Annotated in this window: 15 protein-coding genes, 1 tRNA gene and 1 riboswitch; of the genes, 14 read left to right on the plus strand and 2 right to left on the minus strand. The window is 49.3% G+C overall.

The features are described 5' to 3' along the window. The first annotated feature begins 201 nt into the window (after positions 1 to 201). The gene (locus BLP53_RS04965) at positions 202 to 1,413 is read left to right on the plus strand and encodes a pyridoxal phosphate-dependent aminotransferase (RefSeq protein WP_091470973.1); all 1,212 of its coding nucleotides are present in this window, start codon (positions 202 to 204) and stop codon (positions 1,411 to 1,413) included. Positions 1,414 to 1,473: 60 nt separating this feature from the next. Here the strand turns inward: BLP53_RS04965 and BLP53_RS04970 are convergent, their stop codons facing one another. Next, entirely contained in the window at positions 1,474 to 2,055 is a 582-nt protein-coding gene (locus BLP53_RS04970; RefSeq protein WP_091470975.1) for a FecR family protein, read from the minus strand. Positions 2,056 to 2,285: 230 nt separating this feature from the next. Between BLP53_RS04970 and BLP53_RS04975 the strand changes: the two genes are divergently transcribed. From BLP53_RS04975 to BLP53_RS05025, 11 genes are all read left to right on the plus strand, one after another. Next, a tRNA-Asn gene (locus tag BLP53_RS04975) sits at positions 2,286 to 2,361 on the plus strand. 250 nt (positions 2,362 to 2,611) lie between these two features. Next, positions 2,612 to 4,072, plus strand: coding sequence for a cytochrome ubiquinol oxidase subunit I (locus tag BLP53_RS04980; protein ID WP_091470976.1), 1,461 nt, complete (start codon positions 2,612 to 2,614; stop codon positions 4,070 to 4,072). Continuing rightward, on the plus strand, positions 4,073 to 5,074 hold the full coding sequence (cydB, locus tag BLP53_RS04985) for a cytochrome d ubiquinol oxidase subunit II (protein WP_091470978.1): 1,002 nt from the start codon (positions 4,073 to 4,075) through the stop codon (positions 5,072 to 5,074). Beyond that, a complete protein-coding gene (locus BLP53_RS04990) occupies positions 5,075 to 5,215 on the plus strand; it encodes a DUF2474 domain-containing protein (RefSeq protein WP_091470980.1) in 141 nt (46 codons plus the stop codon). It begins immediately after the preceding gene. Positions 5,216 to 5,377: 162 nt separating this feature from the next. Further along, on the plus strand, positions 5,378 to 6,616 hold the full coding sequence (locus BLP53_RS04995) for a paraquat-inducible protein A (RefSeq protein ID WP_245652640.1): 1,239 nt from the start codon (positions 5,378 to 5,380) through the stop codon (positions 6,614 to 6,616). Beyond that, the gene (gene pqiB, locus BLP53_RS05000; protein ID WP_091470983.1) at positions 6,609 to 8,264 is read left to right on the plus strand and encodes an intermembrane transport protein PqiB; all 1,656 of its coding nucleotides are present in this window, start codon (positions 6,609 to 6,611) and stop codon (positions 8,262 to 8,264) included. The genes BLP53_RS04995 and pqiB overlap by 8 nt, the downstream gene beginning before the upstream one ends. Positions 8,265 to 8,273: 9 nt before the next feature. After that, positions 8,274 to 8,879, plus strand: coding sequence for a PqiC family protein (locus BLP53_RS05005; protein ID WP_091470985.1), 606 nt, complete (start codon positions 8,274 to 8,276; stop codon positions 8,877 to 8,879). A gap of 93 nt (positions 8,880 to 8,972) precedes the next feature. Then, complete coding sequence (gene lysM / locus BLP53_RS05010) at positions 8,973 to 9,470, plus strand: peptidoglycan-binding protein LysM (RefSeq protein ID WP_091470987.1); 498 nt, start codon at positions 8,973 to 8,975, stop codon at positions 9,468 to 9,470. 38 nt (positions 9,471 to 9,508) lie between these two features. Then, on the plus strand, positions 9,509 to 9,751 hold the full coding sequence (locus BLP53_RS05015) for a hypothetical protein (protein ID WP_091470988.1): 243 nt from the start codon (positions 9,509 to 9,511) through the stop codon (positions 9,749 to 9,751). Positions 9,752 to 9,907: 156 nt separating this feature from the next. Beyond that, positions 9,908 to 11,515: a GGDEF domain-containing protein gene (locus BLP53_RS05020; protein ID WP_091470990.1), complete on the plus strand. Its 1,608-nt coding sequence runs from the start codon at positions 9,908 to 9,910 to the stop codon at positions 11,513 to 11,515. Positions 11,516 to 11,812: 297 nt separating this feature from the next. Continuing rightward, on the plus strand, positions 11,813 to 12,268 hold the full coding sequence (locus tag BLP53_RS05025; protein WP_091470992.1) for a DUF6232 family protein: 456 nt from the start codon (positions 11,813 to 11,815) through the stop codon (positions 12,266 to 12,268). Positions 12,269 to 12,361: 93 nt separating this feature from the next. Here the strand turns inward: BLP53_RS05025 and BLP53_RS13625 are convergent, their stop codons facing one another. Next, positions 12,362 to 12,529 carry a hypothetical protein gene (locus BLP53_RS13625; protein WP_176755218.1) on the minus strand — a complete coding sequence of 56 codons (168 nt, stop codon included), beginning with the start codon at positions 12,527 to 12,529 and terminating at the stop codon, positions 12,362 to 12,364. Positions 12,530 to 12,964: 435 nt separating this feature from the next. Then, positions 12,965 to 13,129, plus strand: a riboswitch (yybP-ykoY riboswitch). Between the two features lie 12 nt (positions 13,130 to 13,141). Between BLP53_RS13625 and mntP the strand changes: the two genes are divergently transcribed. Both mntP and BLP53_RS05035 read left to right on the plus strand, forming a co-directional pair. Continuing rightward, the gene (gene mntP, locus BLP53_RS05030) at positions 13,142 to 13,726 is read left to right on the plus strand and encodes a manganese efflux pump MntP (protein WP_091470994.1); all 585 of its coding nucleotides are present in this window, start codon (positions 13,142 to 13,144) and stop codon (positions 13,724 to 13,726) included. 145 nt (positions 13,727 to 13,871) lie between these two features. After that, positions 13,872 to 15,929 (plus strand): ATP-binding protein, encoded by a 2,058-nt coding sequence (locus tag BLP53_RS05035; RefSeq protein ID WP_091470996.1) that lies wholly within the window; start codon positions 13,872 to 13,874, stop codon positions 15,927 to 15,929. The last annotated feature ends 10 nt before the right edge of the window (positions 15,930 to 15,939 follow it).

Below are 15,939 nucleotides of genomic sequence, written 5' to 3' on the forward strand. Positions count from 1 at the left end.
CTGAACCGTTGCCGGCATCGACTTCCCCTCATTCTCCCCAGGATAAAAAGGCTACCGGAAACAATGATTTAAACAGGGATTAAAAACCCTGCGCACCGGCTTCCACGCCAACTGGTTTTTGCGTAAAATATTTTGTTTTCATTTTTTGCAGGCCTTTCGTTCTGGCCTGTTTGTGTCACTACGATCAACAAGGAAGCCATCTTGAGCAAACCTGCCGCCAGCGTGCTATCTGCGCGTGTTTTATCCATCAAAGAATCCCCTACTTTAGCGATTACTGCCAAAGCAGCCAGATATAAAGCCGAAGGTCGCCCTATTATTGGCCTGGCGGCGGGGGAACCAGATTTTGATACGCCACAGCATATTAAAGATGCAGCGAAAGCCGCGATCGATGCGGGTTACACCAAATACACACCGGTCAGCGGCATCCCGGCGCTGAAAAAGGCCATCGTCAACAAATTCAAAAACGAGAATGGTTTTGACTATGCAGTAAATGAAGTAATTGTCGGTGTAGGTGGCAAGCAAACCATTTTTAACTTGTGCCTGGCGGTATTAAACGCGGGGGATGAAGTGATTATCCCCGCGCCTTACTGGGTCAGCTATGCCGATATCGCGCTGGTGGCAGAAGCCAAGCCAGTAGTATTGGAATGTGGCATTGAACAGGGCTTTAAATTACTGCCAGCGCAACTGGAAGCGGCCATTACCCCGAAAACCAAACTGGTCATGTTTAACTCCCCTTCCAACCCGACCGGCGCGGTCTACTCCCTGCAAGAATTGAAAGCGCTGGGCGAAGTATTGCTCAAACATCCGCATGTACTGATCGCCACTGACGACATGTATGAGCACGTCAACCTGAGTGGCCAGCCTTTCCACAACATCCTGAATGCAACACCCGGCCTGAAAGATCGCTGCATTGTGTTGAACGGCGTGTCCAAAGCCTACTCCATGACCGGCTGGCGTATTGGTTATGCGGCTGGCCCGGCCTATATCATCAAGGCGATGGAAATCCTGCAAAGCCAGTCCACCAGCAACCCGACATCCATCTCCCAATATGCAGCAGAAGCGGCCCTGAGTGGCTCGCAGGACTGTATCAAACCGATGGTGACCGCGTTCCGTGAGCGCCACGAATATGTGGTCAACCGCTTCAATGCCATGCCTGGCTTGAGTTGCCTGATGGCGGGTGGCGCATTCTATGCTTTCCCGGATGCGCGCCAGGCGATTGCCAATTTGCATAAAACCGGCAAAATCAGGGAAACCACGGACATGGCATTCGCTGAATATTTACTGGAAGAACATAATGTCGCCGTTGTGCCTGGTTCTGCCTTTGGTGCTGAAGGTTATTTCCGTATTTCGTTTGCCACCAGCATGGAAAACCTGCGCGAAGCATTAGACCGTATCGAAAAAGCGCTGGCTTAAAAATCACCGCCCAATAAAAAAGCGCCACCAGGCGCTTTTTTATTTTCAACCGAATTTAAACTATTCATTCAGGAAGTCTTTTAACGGGCTCTGTGGCAAGCCAATATCCACTGACGCAGATGTTTGTGTCAGCAGGTCTGCAACTTCCCCGACAGACATGCCCTGTGATGGCAAAATGGTCTGGCTATCTGAAGATACCAGCACATCATGGATATTCAACGCCTCTTCCTGGCCGTTTCCCGACCACAAAGACTCCGACACTGAAGGATGCATAATGGAAACAAATGCGGCCGGATCCTCTTGCAGTATGGAAGCCAGCGGTGGTGACAACTCCACAACATCATCCAGTTGCAATGTCGCCAGCACATGCTGAACAACAGCCGGATTGACGGCCTGCTCACTCATATCCATCATGCCGGAAGAAGCAAGTAACACGTCTGACAGCCGGATGGTTTGTTGCTCGGCAAACTGCATCATCTCGCCATCAGGGGTCTGTATGGCAAGCCGGGAGCCGGTGGCGATCACCAACTGGTCACCATCATGCAAACTGTCGCCAGCCTTGAGCAATACATGCTGGCCATGTGCATCCACAATTTCTGCCATACCGGTCAGGCCTGTCACTTTTCCTAAAACTGTACGCATACTCTTCTCCTGTAGGCGTTCATTATAAATGATCTTTCCGGGGGAAAGAATTGACCCATTCGGGTAAATTGAGCACGGTTCCCCCATGCAAATCCCTTGACTTTTCCACACAGTCCAGACCAGAAACAACGATTTAAAGTGCCTCTCAAGAAATATAAAGAAATTCGCAAAAAGTGGTTGACCAAGGGGCGAGGTCTCAGTAATATAGCGCCTTCACACGAACTACCGATTCCTCAATAGCTCAGTCGGTAGAGCGCCGGACTGTTAATCCGTAGGTCCCTGGTTCGAGCCCAGGTTGAGGAGCCAAATAAAAAAAGCCTTGCATTTTTGCAAGGCTTTTTGCTTTCCTGCAGCCAGGGTCAAATCAAATAATCGCCTGAAAACCTCCGCGCATGCAACTATCTTTACCAAATGAACTCAATGTAATAAACCCGAGACAGTCGTAGCAGATTTGCGACCAACTTTGCAATATCTCCCCTATTTCTAATATGATACTCAAGGGGCCATCCAAAGTGGCAGTGTGTCCTCGCCGGTTTACGCTCTTCAAAGGATAAGAATGTCTGATTTAGCATTGACGTTGGCCAGATTCCAGTTTGGATTCACGATTTCTTTTCATATTATTTTCCCGGCAATTACCATCGGCCTGGCCAGCTACCTGGCTGTACTGGAAGCCAGCTGGCTCAAAAGCAGAAATACCGTCTATCTGGATCTTTACCATTTCTGGGTCAAAATCTTTTCCTTGTGTTTTGGGATGGGCGTGGTTTCCGGCCTGGTCATGGCCTATCAGTTCGGCACCAACTGGGCCGGTTTTTCCAGTGTGGCCGGCAGCGTGACCGGCCCTTTACTGGCCTATGAGGTGCTAACGGCTTTCTTTCTTGAAGCTGGCTTCCTGGGCGTGATGCTGTTTGGCTGGAACAAGGTCGGCCCAGAGCTGCACTTCACCTCAACCGTGATGGTTGCGCTGGGTACGCTGGTTTCCGCTACGTGGATACTGGCCTCCAACAGCTGGATGCAGACCCCGCAGGGATTTGAACTGGTCGACGGTAAGGTCATTCCGCTGGACTGGTTCAAGATCATTTTCAACCCTTCCTTCCCTTATCGGCTGATACACATGGTGATTGCTGCCTATCTCGCTACGGCCTTGTTCGTCGTGGCAGCCGGTGGCTGGCAATTACTGCATGGTAAGAATAATCCTGCCGTACGAAAAATGCTCTCTATGGGCTTATGGCTGATCCTGCTGCTCGCCCCGCTGCAAGTGGTGATCGGTGATATGCATGGCTTGAATACGCTCAAGCACCAGCCGGCCAAGATCGCCGCGATAGAAGCCCATTGGGAAAACAAGGGAGAGGAAGCCACGCCACTGGTGCTACTTGCCTGGCCGGACATGGCACAGGAGAAAAACCTCTTTGCCGTGGAAATTCCTGTGCTAGGCAGCCTGATCCTGCGTCATTCCCTTACAGAGCAAATTCCTGCCCTGAAAGACTTCCCGGCCCGGGACCGACCCAATGCCACCATTATTTTCTGGAGTTTCCGCGTGATGGTCGGGCTGGGCATGCTGATGATTCTACTGGCAGTGACATCAGCCTGGTTGCGCTGGAAAGGCACCCTGTACCAGAACAGCACTTTCCAGAAATTCTGCATCCTCATGGGGCCGGCCGGCCTGATTGCCATCCTGGCAGGCTGGTTTACCACAGAGATCGGCCGCCAGCCCTGGGTAGTGTATGGTTTACTCCGTACTGTCGATGCCGTGACACCGCATACCGCCGGCGAAGTCGGACTGACACTGGCCTTGTTTGTCGTGATTTATTTCGCGCTATTCGGCATGGGTACCGTATATGTCTTGCGACTGGTCAATGGTGGGCCGAAAACCGGTGAAGCGCTGCAAGGCGACGCGATCTCCATCAACCGCACCGAGCTGGATGAGTTTATGGTTGCCCCTGAATTTCATCCGGATCCCCAGCCATCACCGCCCACAACATCCACATCAACGGGCAAAAACGCACCAAAGGATCACTAAATGGACTTATCTCTGGTCTGGGCAGTCATTATTCTGTTTGGCATCATGATGTATATCATCATGGATGGCTTTGATTTAGGCATAGGTATCCTCTATGCATTTTTTAAAGAGAAAGGCGACCGGGACCTGATGATGAATACTGTCGCCCCGATCTGGGACGGCAACGAAACCTGGCTGGTCCTGGGGGGCGCCGGGTTACTGGCCGCTTTTCCGCTCGCCTATTCCGTGATTCTGAGCGCCCTCTCGCTGCCCTTGCTGTTTATGCTGATGGCCCTGATTTTCAGGGGTGTGGCCTTTGAGTTCAGGTTCAGGGCACATGATACGGAACGCCATTTCTGGGATAAGGCCTTTTTATGCGGTTCCATCGCAGCGACATTCTTCCAGGGCATGACCTTGGGTGCTTATTTGCAGGGAATCAAAGTGGTCAATCAGGTATATGCAGGCGGTCCGCTGGACTGGATTTCGCCATTCTCCGTTTTTACCGGCCTAGGCTTGCTGGTGACCTATGCCCTATTGGGCTGCACCTGGCTGATCATGAAAACAGACGGTGAGTTGCAGTCTTGTTGCTACAAGCTTTCACAGCGCATTTCAGTGTGCCTGTTCACCATTATTATCGTGATCAGTATCTGGACACCATTGATGGATAGCCGCATTGCCGAACGCTGGTTCAGCATGCCCAATTTCCTATGGTTATCACCGGTGCCGTTACTGGTAGCCATTGTTTTTTACCGGCTACAGAAGTCGCTACAGGCAAAATCGGAAACCACGCCTTTTATTTATACGCTCTGCCTGATATTGCTGGGTTATATGGGCCTGGGTATCAGTATCTGGCCCAATATCATCCCGCCCGACATTTCCATCCAGGCCGCCGCCGCCCCGCAACAAAGCCAGATATTCGCCCTGATAGGCGCCCTGGTCATCATTCCGGTCATCCTGATTTATACCGGGTGGGCCTATTATGTTTTCCGCGGCAAAGTGAACCCCGATGAGGCTTATCATTAAATGACAGCCACCAACGAAAAGAGTAGTTTTGGGAAAAAGCTGGGCTGGCTGGTACTGATATGGGCCGCAAGCATAACCAGCCTGGCCGTCGTCAGCCTGCTGATCAAATTAATCATGAATACGGTTGGATTCAGCAGTTAGCCGCACCTAATGTATCTTATACGATGCATATTACTTGCACGATGCGTTTTACTTGCCTGTTCAAATCCAATCCGTTTACCATGCGATTAACAGTTAAATGACCTCTTAACAGATCCATCCAGCCGTATGACGACTACCCGGCAAAAAATAAAATGGCGGCGTTTGCGTGCCTGCAGTGCCTGCGACATGGTCAGCGCCATTCCCGTGCTGCGGCCGGGCGAGCATGCCAGCTGCCCGCAGTGTGGGCACGTGCTGGCAAGGCGGCACTTGCACCCGGTCCAGCGCAGCATTGCCCTGGCGACCAGTGCATTGCTCAGTTTACTGATTGCCATCGCTTTCCCGTTTATCAGTATGGATACCAATGGGCTAGATACGCAAATTGAACTGCCGCAAACTGCTGTGACCCTGGTCGATGTCCAGCAACCCATGGTGGCGCTTATCGTCAGTTGCACTGCCATTATCCTGCCTGCCTTATACCTGATAGGAGTGATGATCATGCAGGCCAATGTCCTGCGCACCGTCCCACGCGCCTACAGTGATGTCATCGCCCGCCTGTTCTCGCACCTGCACCCCTGGATGATGGCCGATGTGTTTATCATCGCCGCGCTGGTGAGCCTGGTAAAGCTGACCGAAATCGGTGAAGTACAACTCGGTGTCTCATTCTGGGCCTATTGCGTGTTTGCGGCCCTGTTACTGATGACTACCCGCTCGGTGGATATCGACTGGCTGTGGCTGCGGCTGGCCGGCGAGCCAGCTGCCGATACCCGTATTCGTTGTGGCATCAGCGCCGCTGCACAGCATGTCACCGGTTGTACGACGTGCGGATTGGTCAATACACTCCCAACGATTGCCGGTGCGGCCGCTGTTTGCAAACGTTGTGGCAGTAAACTGCATATGCGCAAACCCAACAGCCTGGAGTTTACCTGGGCACTGCTTTTCACGGCGGTGATTCTATATATTCCTGCCAACGCCTATCCGATGATGATTACGACCTCGCTGGGCCAGACTCACGCTTCCACCATTATTGGCGGCATGCTGGAGTTATGGCAGCATGGCTCCGAGCCAATTGCCGTGGTTATTTTTGTGGCCAGCGTACTGGTACCGATTATTAAAATGCTGATATTGATCCTGCTTTCCTGGCTGGTCAAACATCCGGGGCCATTAAATGCACAGCAGAAAACCAGGCTTTACCACCTGACCGAGTTGATTGGCCGCTGGTCCATGGTCGATGTTTTTGTCGTTGCCATCATGGTGGCATTGATACAATCCGGCAACCTGATGTCGGTACTACCCGGCCCGGCCGCACTCGCTTTCTGTGCAGTCGTGATTACCACCATGCTGGCTGCGATGGCGCTTGACCCGCGCCTGCTCTGGGATACCCAAGGAAACACACATGACTGACTCAAACAATCATCATTTGCTGGCCAAAGTCGGCAAACAAACCAGGCTGTCGCCGATATGGATTGTCCCTATCGTCGCCTTGCTGATCGGTGTATGGCTGGTCTATGACAATTACACCAAGGCAGGCAAGCAAATCACCTTGTCCATGACCAATGCTGAGGGTATTGAAGCCGGCAAAACCAAAATCAAGGTGCATAGCGTGGATATCGGCCTGGTCGAACAAGTCACCTTGTCCAAAGACCTCACGCATATCCAGGTCATTGCCCGTATTACGCCGAAAGCCCAGCCCATGCTGGTCAAGGATACCCAGCTATGGGTCGTGAAACCGCGTATTGGCCTGGAGGGCATCAGCGGCCTGAACACGGTGATTTCCGGTGCCTATATCCAGTTGCAGCCAGGTAAAAGTATCGAAGAAACCGACCAGTTCACCGTACTGGACCAGCCGCCTATCTCGCCAAATGGCGCCCAGGGCGTTCATGTCAACCTGATTGGGAAAGTCGGCAATGCGCTGCGGGTCGGCGACCCGGTCACCTACCAGGGCATGCGGGTCGGGCGTGTAGTCAGTGCAGTGTTTGATCCAAAACAGCGCCAGATGCAACATGAGGTATTTATTGAACATCCTTATGATGTGCTGGTTACCGAAAACTCCCGCTTCTGGACTGCCGTCGGCATTGATGTCAGGCTGGACGCCGATGGCTTCAAAGCTAATATTCCGACCGTGGAGTCACTGATTGCCGGTGGCGTCAGCTTTGGTCATGCCGATGACCTGCCTATGGGCAAACCGGTCGCCTCCGAAACCACGTTTGAACTGTATACCAATGAAGAGGCCGCCCGCCAGCAAACTTATAACCAGCACCTGGAATATGTATTACTGGTCAATGATACGGTGCGCGGCTTATCCAAAGGCGCGCCGGTAGAATTCAGGGGGCTGCGTATAGGGACAGTCATCAGCGTACCGTGGAAATTCAACTCACCGGAACGCAAAAAAGACTTCCGTTATGCGATTCCCGTACTGATTCACCTGGAGCCAGGCCGCCTGGCCGAGAATGGCCAGGCCGACCTGGAGGAATGGAAAGCCAGGATTGATCGTATGCTGCAGCGCGGGTTACACGCCACGTTGAAGTCGGGCAACCTGCTCACCGGCTCGGTCTTCGTCGACCTGAATATGGAACAGAAAGCGCATACGACCTATCGTCGACAACGTTTTGAAGGCATACCGGTATTGCCGACCAGCGCCACCGGCCTGGCCCAAATCGAGCAGAAACTGACAGACCTGCTGGATAAACTGAATCGCCTGAATGTAGAACCGGTGCTTTCCGGGCTGGATAAAAACCTGCAGCAATCCGAGCAAACCATGCAGGAAATCCGTACACTGAGCCGCCAGGTCAACCAGTTACTCAGCCAGCCTGACTTGCAACAGATGCCGGCCAACCTTAACCAGACCATGCAGGCGCTGCGTAAAACGCTCGATGGACTGTCACCGGAATCCCCCGCCTATCAGGAACTCACCGGCACCTTGCAGCGCCTGGACAAAGCGCTGCGTGACATCCAGCCATTGGTGCGCACCTTAAATGAACAGCCCAACGCCATCCTGTTTGACCGCAAGCCCGGTAATGATCCCGAGCCGCTGGCGCCAGCCAAACCGTAAGGAATGCTAATGATGACCCCAAAGAAATGTTTTCGATCCGGCCTTCTGCTGTTGCTGGCATTCAGCCTGGGCGCATGTTTCAAATCCAACCCGCCCGTCAATACCCAACGTTATGCGCTGCCGGAAGCGGCTGTGCAGCAAACAGTAGCGGCGAGGGCACCGGCGCAAACACAAACGCTGGTGCTCAACCGGATTCAACTGGCGGATTACCTGGACACAGACCGTATCGTGGTACAGACCGATGATGTCACCTTGCACCCGGCACGCGACCATCTCTGGGTGGATACGCTATCACAGGAATTACGTCGCGGACTGCGTGCCCGCCTGGGCAGTCGCTTGCCTAACCTCTCGGTGACTGACCCATTGCCCGGTGCTGCTACCTCGCCTTCCCTGTCCCTCACCATAGACCAGTTCCACGGGCAAATGCAAGGCTATGCCGTGTTAAGCGGCCAGTGGCGGCTGGTTTCCCCCCAGCAGCGAACATTGCAGCAGCACGCTTTCAAGTTCAGCACCCCGCTCAGTGAAAACGGGTACCCGGCGCTGGTGCGCGCCCTGGGTACCAACCTGGATTTACTCAGCGAACAGATCGCCAGCCAGTTACAGTCATCGCCCTGAATCATATTCTCATCACTGCCTGGCGCTAGTAGCACCCATGGGTATTTGCTATGATAAAGGCTCCTTCACAATAACAAATCAGGAGGCATTGCAATGAGTTTATTTTCTTTTATCAAAGAAGCAGGCGAGAAACTGTTTGGAAGCGGGGAAACCAAAGCGGCACAGGAAGCTGCCAGCAAAGCCCCTACTCCGGTCAATGTAGAAGCGGCCAATGCAGCGGCGGCCAAAGCCATCCAGGACTACATCGCCAAAAACAACTTGCCAACCGCAGGCTACGACGTCAAGTTTGATGGCGCCAGCGGTACCGTCATCGTACAAGGCAACGTAGACACACAGGAAATCAAGGAAAAAATCCTGCTGTGCTGCGGCAATGTCGCCGGCGTGGAGGGTGTGCAAGACCAGCTGTATGTGCCCAGCCAAGAGCCGGAAGCCAGGTTCTATACCGTGGTGAAAGGCGATACCTTATCCAAGATTGCCAAGGACATGTATGGCAATGCCAACAGTTACATGAAAATCTTTGAAGCCAACCGGCCCATGCTGAATCATCCTGACAAGATCTATCCGGGTCAGGTATTACGCATTCCGGCGTAATCGCCTTCTTCCACATGACGAATAATAAAGGAACCGCTATGAGCAAACTGTTACGCCTGTTACTGATCACCGCTTTCAGCGCCACTTTGCTGGCAGGCTGCGGTGACAAGGAGTCTTCCGCGGATCAGGCAGCCGCACAAACACAGACCGAGCAAGCGGTAAGTGAAGCCAAAAGCACGGCTGAAGATGCAGTGAAAGCCGCGAAAGAAGCCGCCGCTGCGGCTGAAGCCCACGCAGAAGAGACGGTCGAAGCCATTAAAGACAGCACTGCCAATAAATAATTACTTTCTCACCCGACCCCGCTTTCACAGCGGGGTTTTCAATGCATCCACCAGACTTTCGTTAGTAATTCTTTGCCTTTCTTAATTGAGTTGGCAAGCCATCTGCCGGGAACTTTTCGGTACACTGCTTCGTTAATTTGCCGCATTGACTGAAAAATGGGATTTAAGCACTATCCGCTCCGGCTACTCCTGACCCTGTGGTTTTACCTGCTGCCATTGCTATCGACGGCAGCACCAATGTTGCTGGGCGCGACTTGTATCAACAGCCAGGGCACAGCCATTGCCAGCATTCCCTTGCAGGGTGGTAAATTCGTCTGCCAGAGCGTGCTCAATATCACCCATGCCAATCAGTATGTGATTGACTTCAAGAACACATCCACCATTGCCCGCTTCCAGCACGAGCTGGTAGACAGTCATGACAACCGTATTGTGATCAAAGGCGGGCTCAACAGCCCGGAGCATAATCCTTTTATGCTCCGTCATGGGCGTGTTGTCAGCCTGCAACCAGGCACCTATAGGCTGATCACCTGGCTGCAATCCCCCTATTACCTGGCACATCCCGAAGTATATGTGACTGACCTGAAGCGCTACCAGAAACGCACCCACTTCAGCACTGCCATTGGCGTACTGATGCTGGGGGTATTGCTCGGGCTGTTTATCTACTTTGCAGCTATCGGTATGGTCAAAGGCCATATGGCCGAACGCATGTATGCCCTGTTTATTCTGGGCAACCTGATTTTCCATGCTACCGCGCTTGGTGTCTTCAACCAGTTTTTTGACCAGTACTGGTTTTACCTGACCGGCGCGCCCTTGCTGATTGCCAACCTGGCCTATATCAGTTTTATCTGCCACTTGCTTGGCATTACACAAGCTGGCAGACCCAACCTTTACCAGCTCTCGCTCTTTACCGGTGGCATCCTGCTCGCAGCACTGGTACTGGGCATGATTTTCCCCAGCTGGATGCTGGAAATGTCACGGTACGGCGTCGCCATTTCTCTCTGTTTCGGCCTGATATGCGGTGTTCGCCTTGGCTGGAAGAAACAGCAGATTGCGTGCTTGTACCTGCTGGCCATCACGGTATGCCTCCTGTTTGGCTGGGTTGCCATCCATACTGAACAATTGTGGCTGTATCCTCTTACGACAGAACAAGTCGGTTTGCTGGCTGTCAGCATTGAAACCATCCTGCTGTCCCTGCTCATGGCACACAAGACCAGCCGTTTGTATCATGAAAAAGAAGTGATGCTGATTGAGTTGCAGAATACCCGCTCCCTTGCCCTGACCGACAGGCTGACCGGCATTCCCAACCGGCATGCGCTGGAAAACAAGCTGCTACAGCTGCCGCCCCATCACAGCCTGATTTTCCTGGATATGGATAACCTGAAATACATCAACGACCATTTCGGCCATGAAACCGGGGACCATTTACTCAAACTGTTCAGCCGGACCCTGGCCGGTAAGCTGCTGCATCATGGCCAGCTCTATCGTCTGGGCGGGGACGAATTTGCCATTCTGTGCCATGAGGACAATGTCGAATGGTGCCAGCACCAGTTGGAATACACCCACCTGCAGTTGGAAAAAGAAGGCTTTACCGGCGTAGGTGCCAGCATAGGCGTGGTATTTACGCATGAAGCAAAAGACACCGCAGAGTTACTGCGTATCGCTGACAAACGCATGTATATAGACAAGCGTACGCGCAAAAACCGCAAAGAAATGATGCAGGTACTGCATCCGCAAAAAACCCAGGAAAACCTGTCTCCCTCCTAAGCACCACAAGCAGCTGTTTACGTATGTAAATAAATGACTGTCTTTTGCAAACCAGCGTATAGTGAATTTTGCTATTTTGTAATCCGGTTTGAAACTCTTCCTCTTTGTAACCGTGTGAGGCCCCTCAATCTTTATCGTGGCCTGAAGTTGCTTTCAGCTTTTCTATGTGCATGAAATTGCAATATGCTTTCGGTAACATGCGTTTTACGTAGCGCGTAACAGGCGTGATGCCCTATTGGGCGGTGCCTTATTCATTCTTCGCCACGTAATCTTTTAAATGTTTAGAGGAGTCAGGTGATGGATGAAAAAATATTCTTTGATCAGGTCGGCGTCAGGGTGACCAGGGATAGCGTGGTGGTAAAAGGTCAGACCTATCCTGTGGCGACCATTACTTCAGTGAGTTTCAGGGAAATTGAGCCCAAACGATGGTTATCTTTCCTGTGCCTGACCGTAGGCCTGATATTATTACTGGAAGAAGGCACCCTGTTTGCCGTCGGCGGTATTTTAAGTATTTTTGCCATTGTGTCAGGGCTGACCGCAAAGCTTAAATATGCAGTGGTCATGACTACCGGGGCGGGAGAGAAACAAGTCATCACCAGCGAAGACAGCGCCTATATCCAGCAAGTCATTCACGCCATTGATGCGGCCATGGTCAACAGGTACAAATCACCTAAAACCAGTGCAGCATCACCTGCCGGCAAGGTGGCTGCAAAACGTAAGAGCGTCACGCATAAACCTTCGGCTGCACATTGATGGCACGATTTACCTGGTCAAGAAACATCACTCGAATACCCATGCAGCAATAAACCCGACGAGATAACTCGCCGGGTTTGTCATTGTCATCAACTAACCGTTTTTGTGACTCTGACTGCCAGCTTTGGCATGCTGCTCGCTGGTACCCCCGCGAGTATGGGAAGCACTTTGGTTGCTGCCCTGGTTTTTGTGGCTTTGGCTGCCTGCTTTCGCATGCTGTTCACTGGTACCACCACGCATACTGTTTTGACTTGAAGCCATAATACAATCTCCTTCAATTTCAGGTCATCGTCACATTGCACCGAATCCCCTGAAGTTGGTTTTGAAGTACTGAAGCAATGTGTGGTGCCAGATTAAGGACTATCACGAGTTGAAGTTATCCGAACATGACTGAATGCGGCGTCAGAATTTCGTAGCTTAAATTCAGCACGGAGAAACTTGAAAGTATTTCTAATCGAGATTGGATACCGCTATTGTGGACTACTACTGATACCCATTAAGGAGTAAACCTCTGCATGAAGCCATAGCTTGCGGCAGGTGAAATATTACTAAGAATTTTAATCCTTCAGGCATTATCCAAATCATCTTCACACTGATTCCCTACTGCGACCATCGTGAGGATTTTCTCTCAATGTTTCCTCCATAAAATTAGAAAACGCTTCCCCTCAAGCCATTAAAAAATCAGTTATAATGCCGCCTCCTTTGGGGAGTAGCCAGCTTTGCATACCAAGCAAAGCGCCTGTATCAACATAATCGACGCAAGTCGTGGTGCAGGCGGCCGTTTTCGGTTGGCGAGACTAATGGATATCAGTGCGACAAAAGTCGGGCGTGCTGCTATCTATTAATTTCGTCCCGACTAGAAAACATAACTCAATGACCCTTACCAGCACCTCCATTGCGCTTATCGCGCTAGCCATGTCCACCGACGCCTTTGCCGCAGCTATCAGCAAAGGCGCAGCACTCAAAAATCCCAAGCTATCAGAAGCACTACGCACCGGATTAATCTTTGGCGTTATCGAAGCCATCACGCCTTTAATCGGCTGGGCCATCGCCACATTCACTATCAAAACCTTCGCCGCAAAATACATTACCGATTGGGATCACTGGATCGCCTTCACCCTCCTGCTCGCCCTTGCCCTGCATATGATTTACGAAGGCTTTCAACCGGCAGAACCCGAAGAAGAAAAACCCACCAAGCATTCCTTCTATATCCTCGCTCTCACCGCAATCGCCACCAGCATAGATGCCATGGCCGTTGGCGTTAGCCTGGCATTTATGGATGTGAATATATTCATCACCGCCGCAGCCATAGGCTTTGCCACATTTACCATGGTGACGATTGGTGTGATGCTTGGGCGGGTATTAGGGTTAATGTTTGGAAAGCGTTCAGAAATAGTTGGTGGTTTAGTGCTGATTGCGATTGGGTCATATATTCTCTATGAACACATCGCTTCGTAAATAGCAATTTAGAGTTAATACGTTTAAACCTAAATAGCAAAAATTAATTAAAATAGTTTAGTTAAACTTACTATCAATTAGAAAAATAGAAACATTACTCATTGTTCCGAACTTACGAGAAAAATACACTAAAAGGAATACTCTGATGCTAAAAAATAGATTTGTAGTCTTTGGGTTGTTTTTTGCGATATTAATGTTTTTGAACTATTACTTTACGCAGTCTTTATTACCTAGCCCAGATACAAAGAACCTCTGGTTCTACTCAGGGTTGTTTATGATGGTATTTTCAATACTATTCATTGATCCATATTACTCTTCCCCAAAAAATGTAATCACGAACACAATCCCCTTAGCACTCACACTTATTCCAATTAAAGATATATTTGCGGATACTAAGATTTGGTGGATTTCATTTGGAGTGGTTATCACGCTATTAGTAGCTGCACTAATATCCCTAGTAATAAATGACGAAACGAAGAGCGAAAATCATGTGCAAAATCGTCTCTCTGTTTTTTTGAAAAATTCAGTTGTGCTCTTTGGCCAGGGAAAGGTTTTATATTCCTTAGTATTCATTGCATCTTTGCTTAGTTACTATTCAATTCAGAATGACTACACAATAACTTTATTCTTTTTCTGGTGTGGCATTTTGCTGATAAACCCTAAGTCGCTTACTAATACATTCAGTTTAACAGGCAAGAAATTGTCCACGAACGCAATAGGCGAAGTGTTCAGCATCCAATCAAAGCAGGTGCTTTTAGCAAAAGTCTTTAGAGATAAAACTAACGTTAATAAATTCGATATTGTTGAGTTTCAATATTCAACTCAAGATGATCATACTGTTTCTATTGGGTTTATTTTTGATACCTATTTTCTTAATAATGAAAAGTGGATAAAAGTCTTAAAGCTTAAAAATGACATTCAACAAAATGCTGACCTAAATCCCAATATTATTTACAAAGTCAGTACCCAGCATAATCCACATGCTGATTTAAATATTGATAAGTTTGTGGGAGTGGTTGTTGAAGGCTCAAATATAGAAAATATACGGTTTGAATATTCAAAGCAAAATGAAAATTTGGAAGAGGGGCAGCTATTAGTAGTTGCTGTTGGAAGTAAAAGCATATTTTACCAAGTAGTCGAAGGTATAACAGCAATTGAAAATTTAGAGTCTAAGAATGAAAGTGGTTTCACTTGTGGAGAAGCTATTCAATTGGGTGAGTGGCAAGCAAACCAATTAAGCTTTATTAAATATGGCTGGGTGCCAAATATTAATACTCCAATATTTTTAGCAGAGCAAAATTTCGCAATTAATCAATATGCTTATCCTGAATATCAATTAGGTGTTATTCCTGGCACCAACCTACCATCGGTTATCAACTTGCATGATGCGGTTAGTCATCATATGGCATTAATTGGTGTAACAGGCTCAGGAAAATCATTTTTGGCCCGAGAGATTATTAATCAGCTTCAAACAGACACTAAAGTAATTTGTATTGATTTCAATAACGAGTTTGTAACAACATTAAATCCAGCACCTTTACCAATTATTAATGCGGCAACGGCAACTCAAATTGCTACTCACATTGATTGGATAAATAACGAATTAGATAAATTTGCTAATCAGCAAGATAAACCGCAAATAGCATCACGACAAGAAAACATTAAAACTCTAATCAAAACTGAAATTGATGCATTTTTGGATGATCAGACATCCACTATAAAAGTATTTGAATTACCGGATGTTAGTAACACTACAGGCATTCTTGATTACACTAAATATTTTTTCAAGGTTGTTTTTGAAGTTGCCAAGGAGCGACTACTTGCTGGTAATCCTGTGAGAATCTGTGTAGCTATTGAAGAGGCACATACAGTAATACCAGAATGGAATTTTGCTGGCAGTTCAGACAAGACATCTCAAAGTTTGGTTAACACAATAAGCCAAATCGCTCTGCAAGGTAGAAAGTATGGGGTTGGATTTATGATCATTACTCAGAGAACAGCAAACGTTTCAAAAACTATACTAACCCAATGTAATACAGTTATTTGTTTTAAAGCGTTTGATGATACAAGCTTTACTTTTGTAGGAAATCATATCGGTAAAGAGCTTGTAAAGACTTTGCCAAGGCTCAAACAATATCATGCAGTGGTGACTGGAAAAGCTATTAAGTCGAATCTGCCAATAATTGTAGACTTAAAGAGATAAACAAAAGCAA

This window comes from Methylophilus rhizosphaerae (assembly GCF_900100975.1).
GTDB classification, from domain to species: Bacteria; Pseudomonadota; Gammaproteobacteria; order Burkholderiales; family Methylophilaceae; genus Methylophilus; species Methylophilus rhizosphaerae.

Bases quoted from the DNA above. Each gene is read 5' to 3' on its own strand.
- BLP53_RS04980 (WP_091470976.1), top strand. From the start codon at position 2,612: ATGTCTGATTTAGCATTGACGTTGGCCAGATTCCAGTTTGGATTCACG.
- BLP53_RS04970 (WP_091470975.1), bottom strand. From the start codon at position 2,055: ATGCGTACAGTTTTAGGAAAAGTGACAGGCCTGACCGGTATGGCAGAA.
- cydB (WP_091470978.1), top strand. From the start codon at position 4,073: ATGGACTTATCTCTGGTCTGGGCAGTCATTATTCTGTTTGGCATCATG.
- BLP53_RS05025 (WP_091470992.1), top strand. From the start codon at position 11,813: ATGGATGAAAAAATATTCTTTGATCAGGTCGGCGTCAGGGTGACCAGG.
- BLP53_RS05035 (WP_091470996.1), top strand. From the start codon at position 13,872: ATGCTAAAAAATAGATTTGTAGTCTTTGGGTTGTTTTTTGCGATATTA.
- BLP53_RS04990 (WP_091470980.1), top strand. From the start codon at position 5,075: ATGACAGCCACCAACGAAAAGAGTAGTTTTGGGAAAAAGCTGGGCTGG.
- lysM (WP_091470987.1), top strand. From the start codon at position 8,973: ATGAGTTTATTTTCTTTTATCAAAGAAGCAGGCGAGAAACTGTTTGGA.
- BLP53_RS13625 (WP_176755218.1), bottom strand. From the start codon at position 12,529: ATGGCTTCAAGTCAAAACAGTATGCGTGGTGGTACCAGTGAACAGCAT.
- BLP53_RS05015 (WP_091470988.1), top strand. From the start codon at position 9,509: ATGAGCAAACTGTTACGCCTGTTACTGATCACCGCTTTCAGCGCCACT.
- pqiB (WP_091470983.1), top strand. From the start codon at position 6,609: ATGACTGACTCAAACAATCATCATTTGCTGGCCAAAGTCGGCAAACAA.
- BLP53_RS05005 (WP_091470985.1), top strand. From the start codon at position 8,274: ATGATGACCCCAAAGAAATGTTTTCGATCCGGCCTTCTGCTGTTGCTG.
- mntP (WP_091470994.1), top strand. From the start codon at position 13,142: ATGACCCTTACCAGCACCTCCATTGCGCTTATCGCGCTAGCCATGTCC.
- BLP53_RS05020 (WP_091470990.1), top strand. From the start codon at position 9,908: ATGGGATTTAAGCACTATCCGCTCCGGCTACTCCTGACCCTGTGGTTT.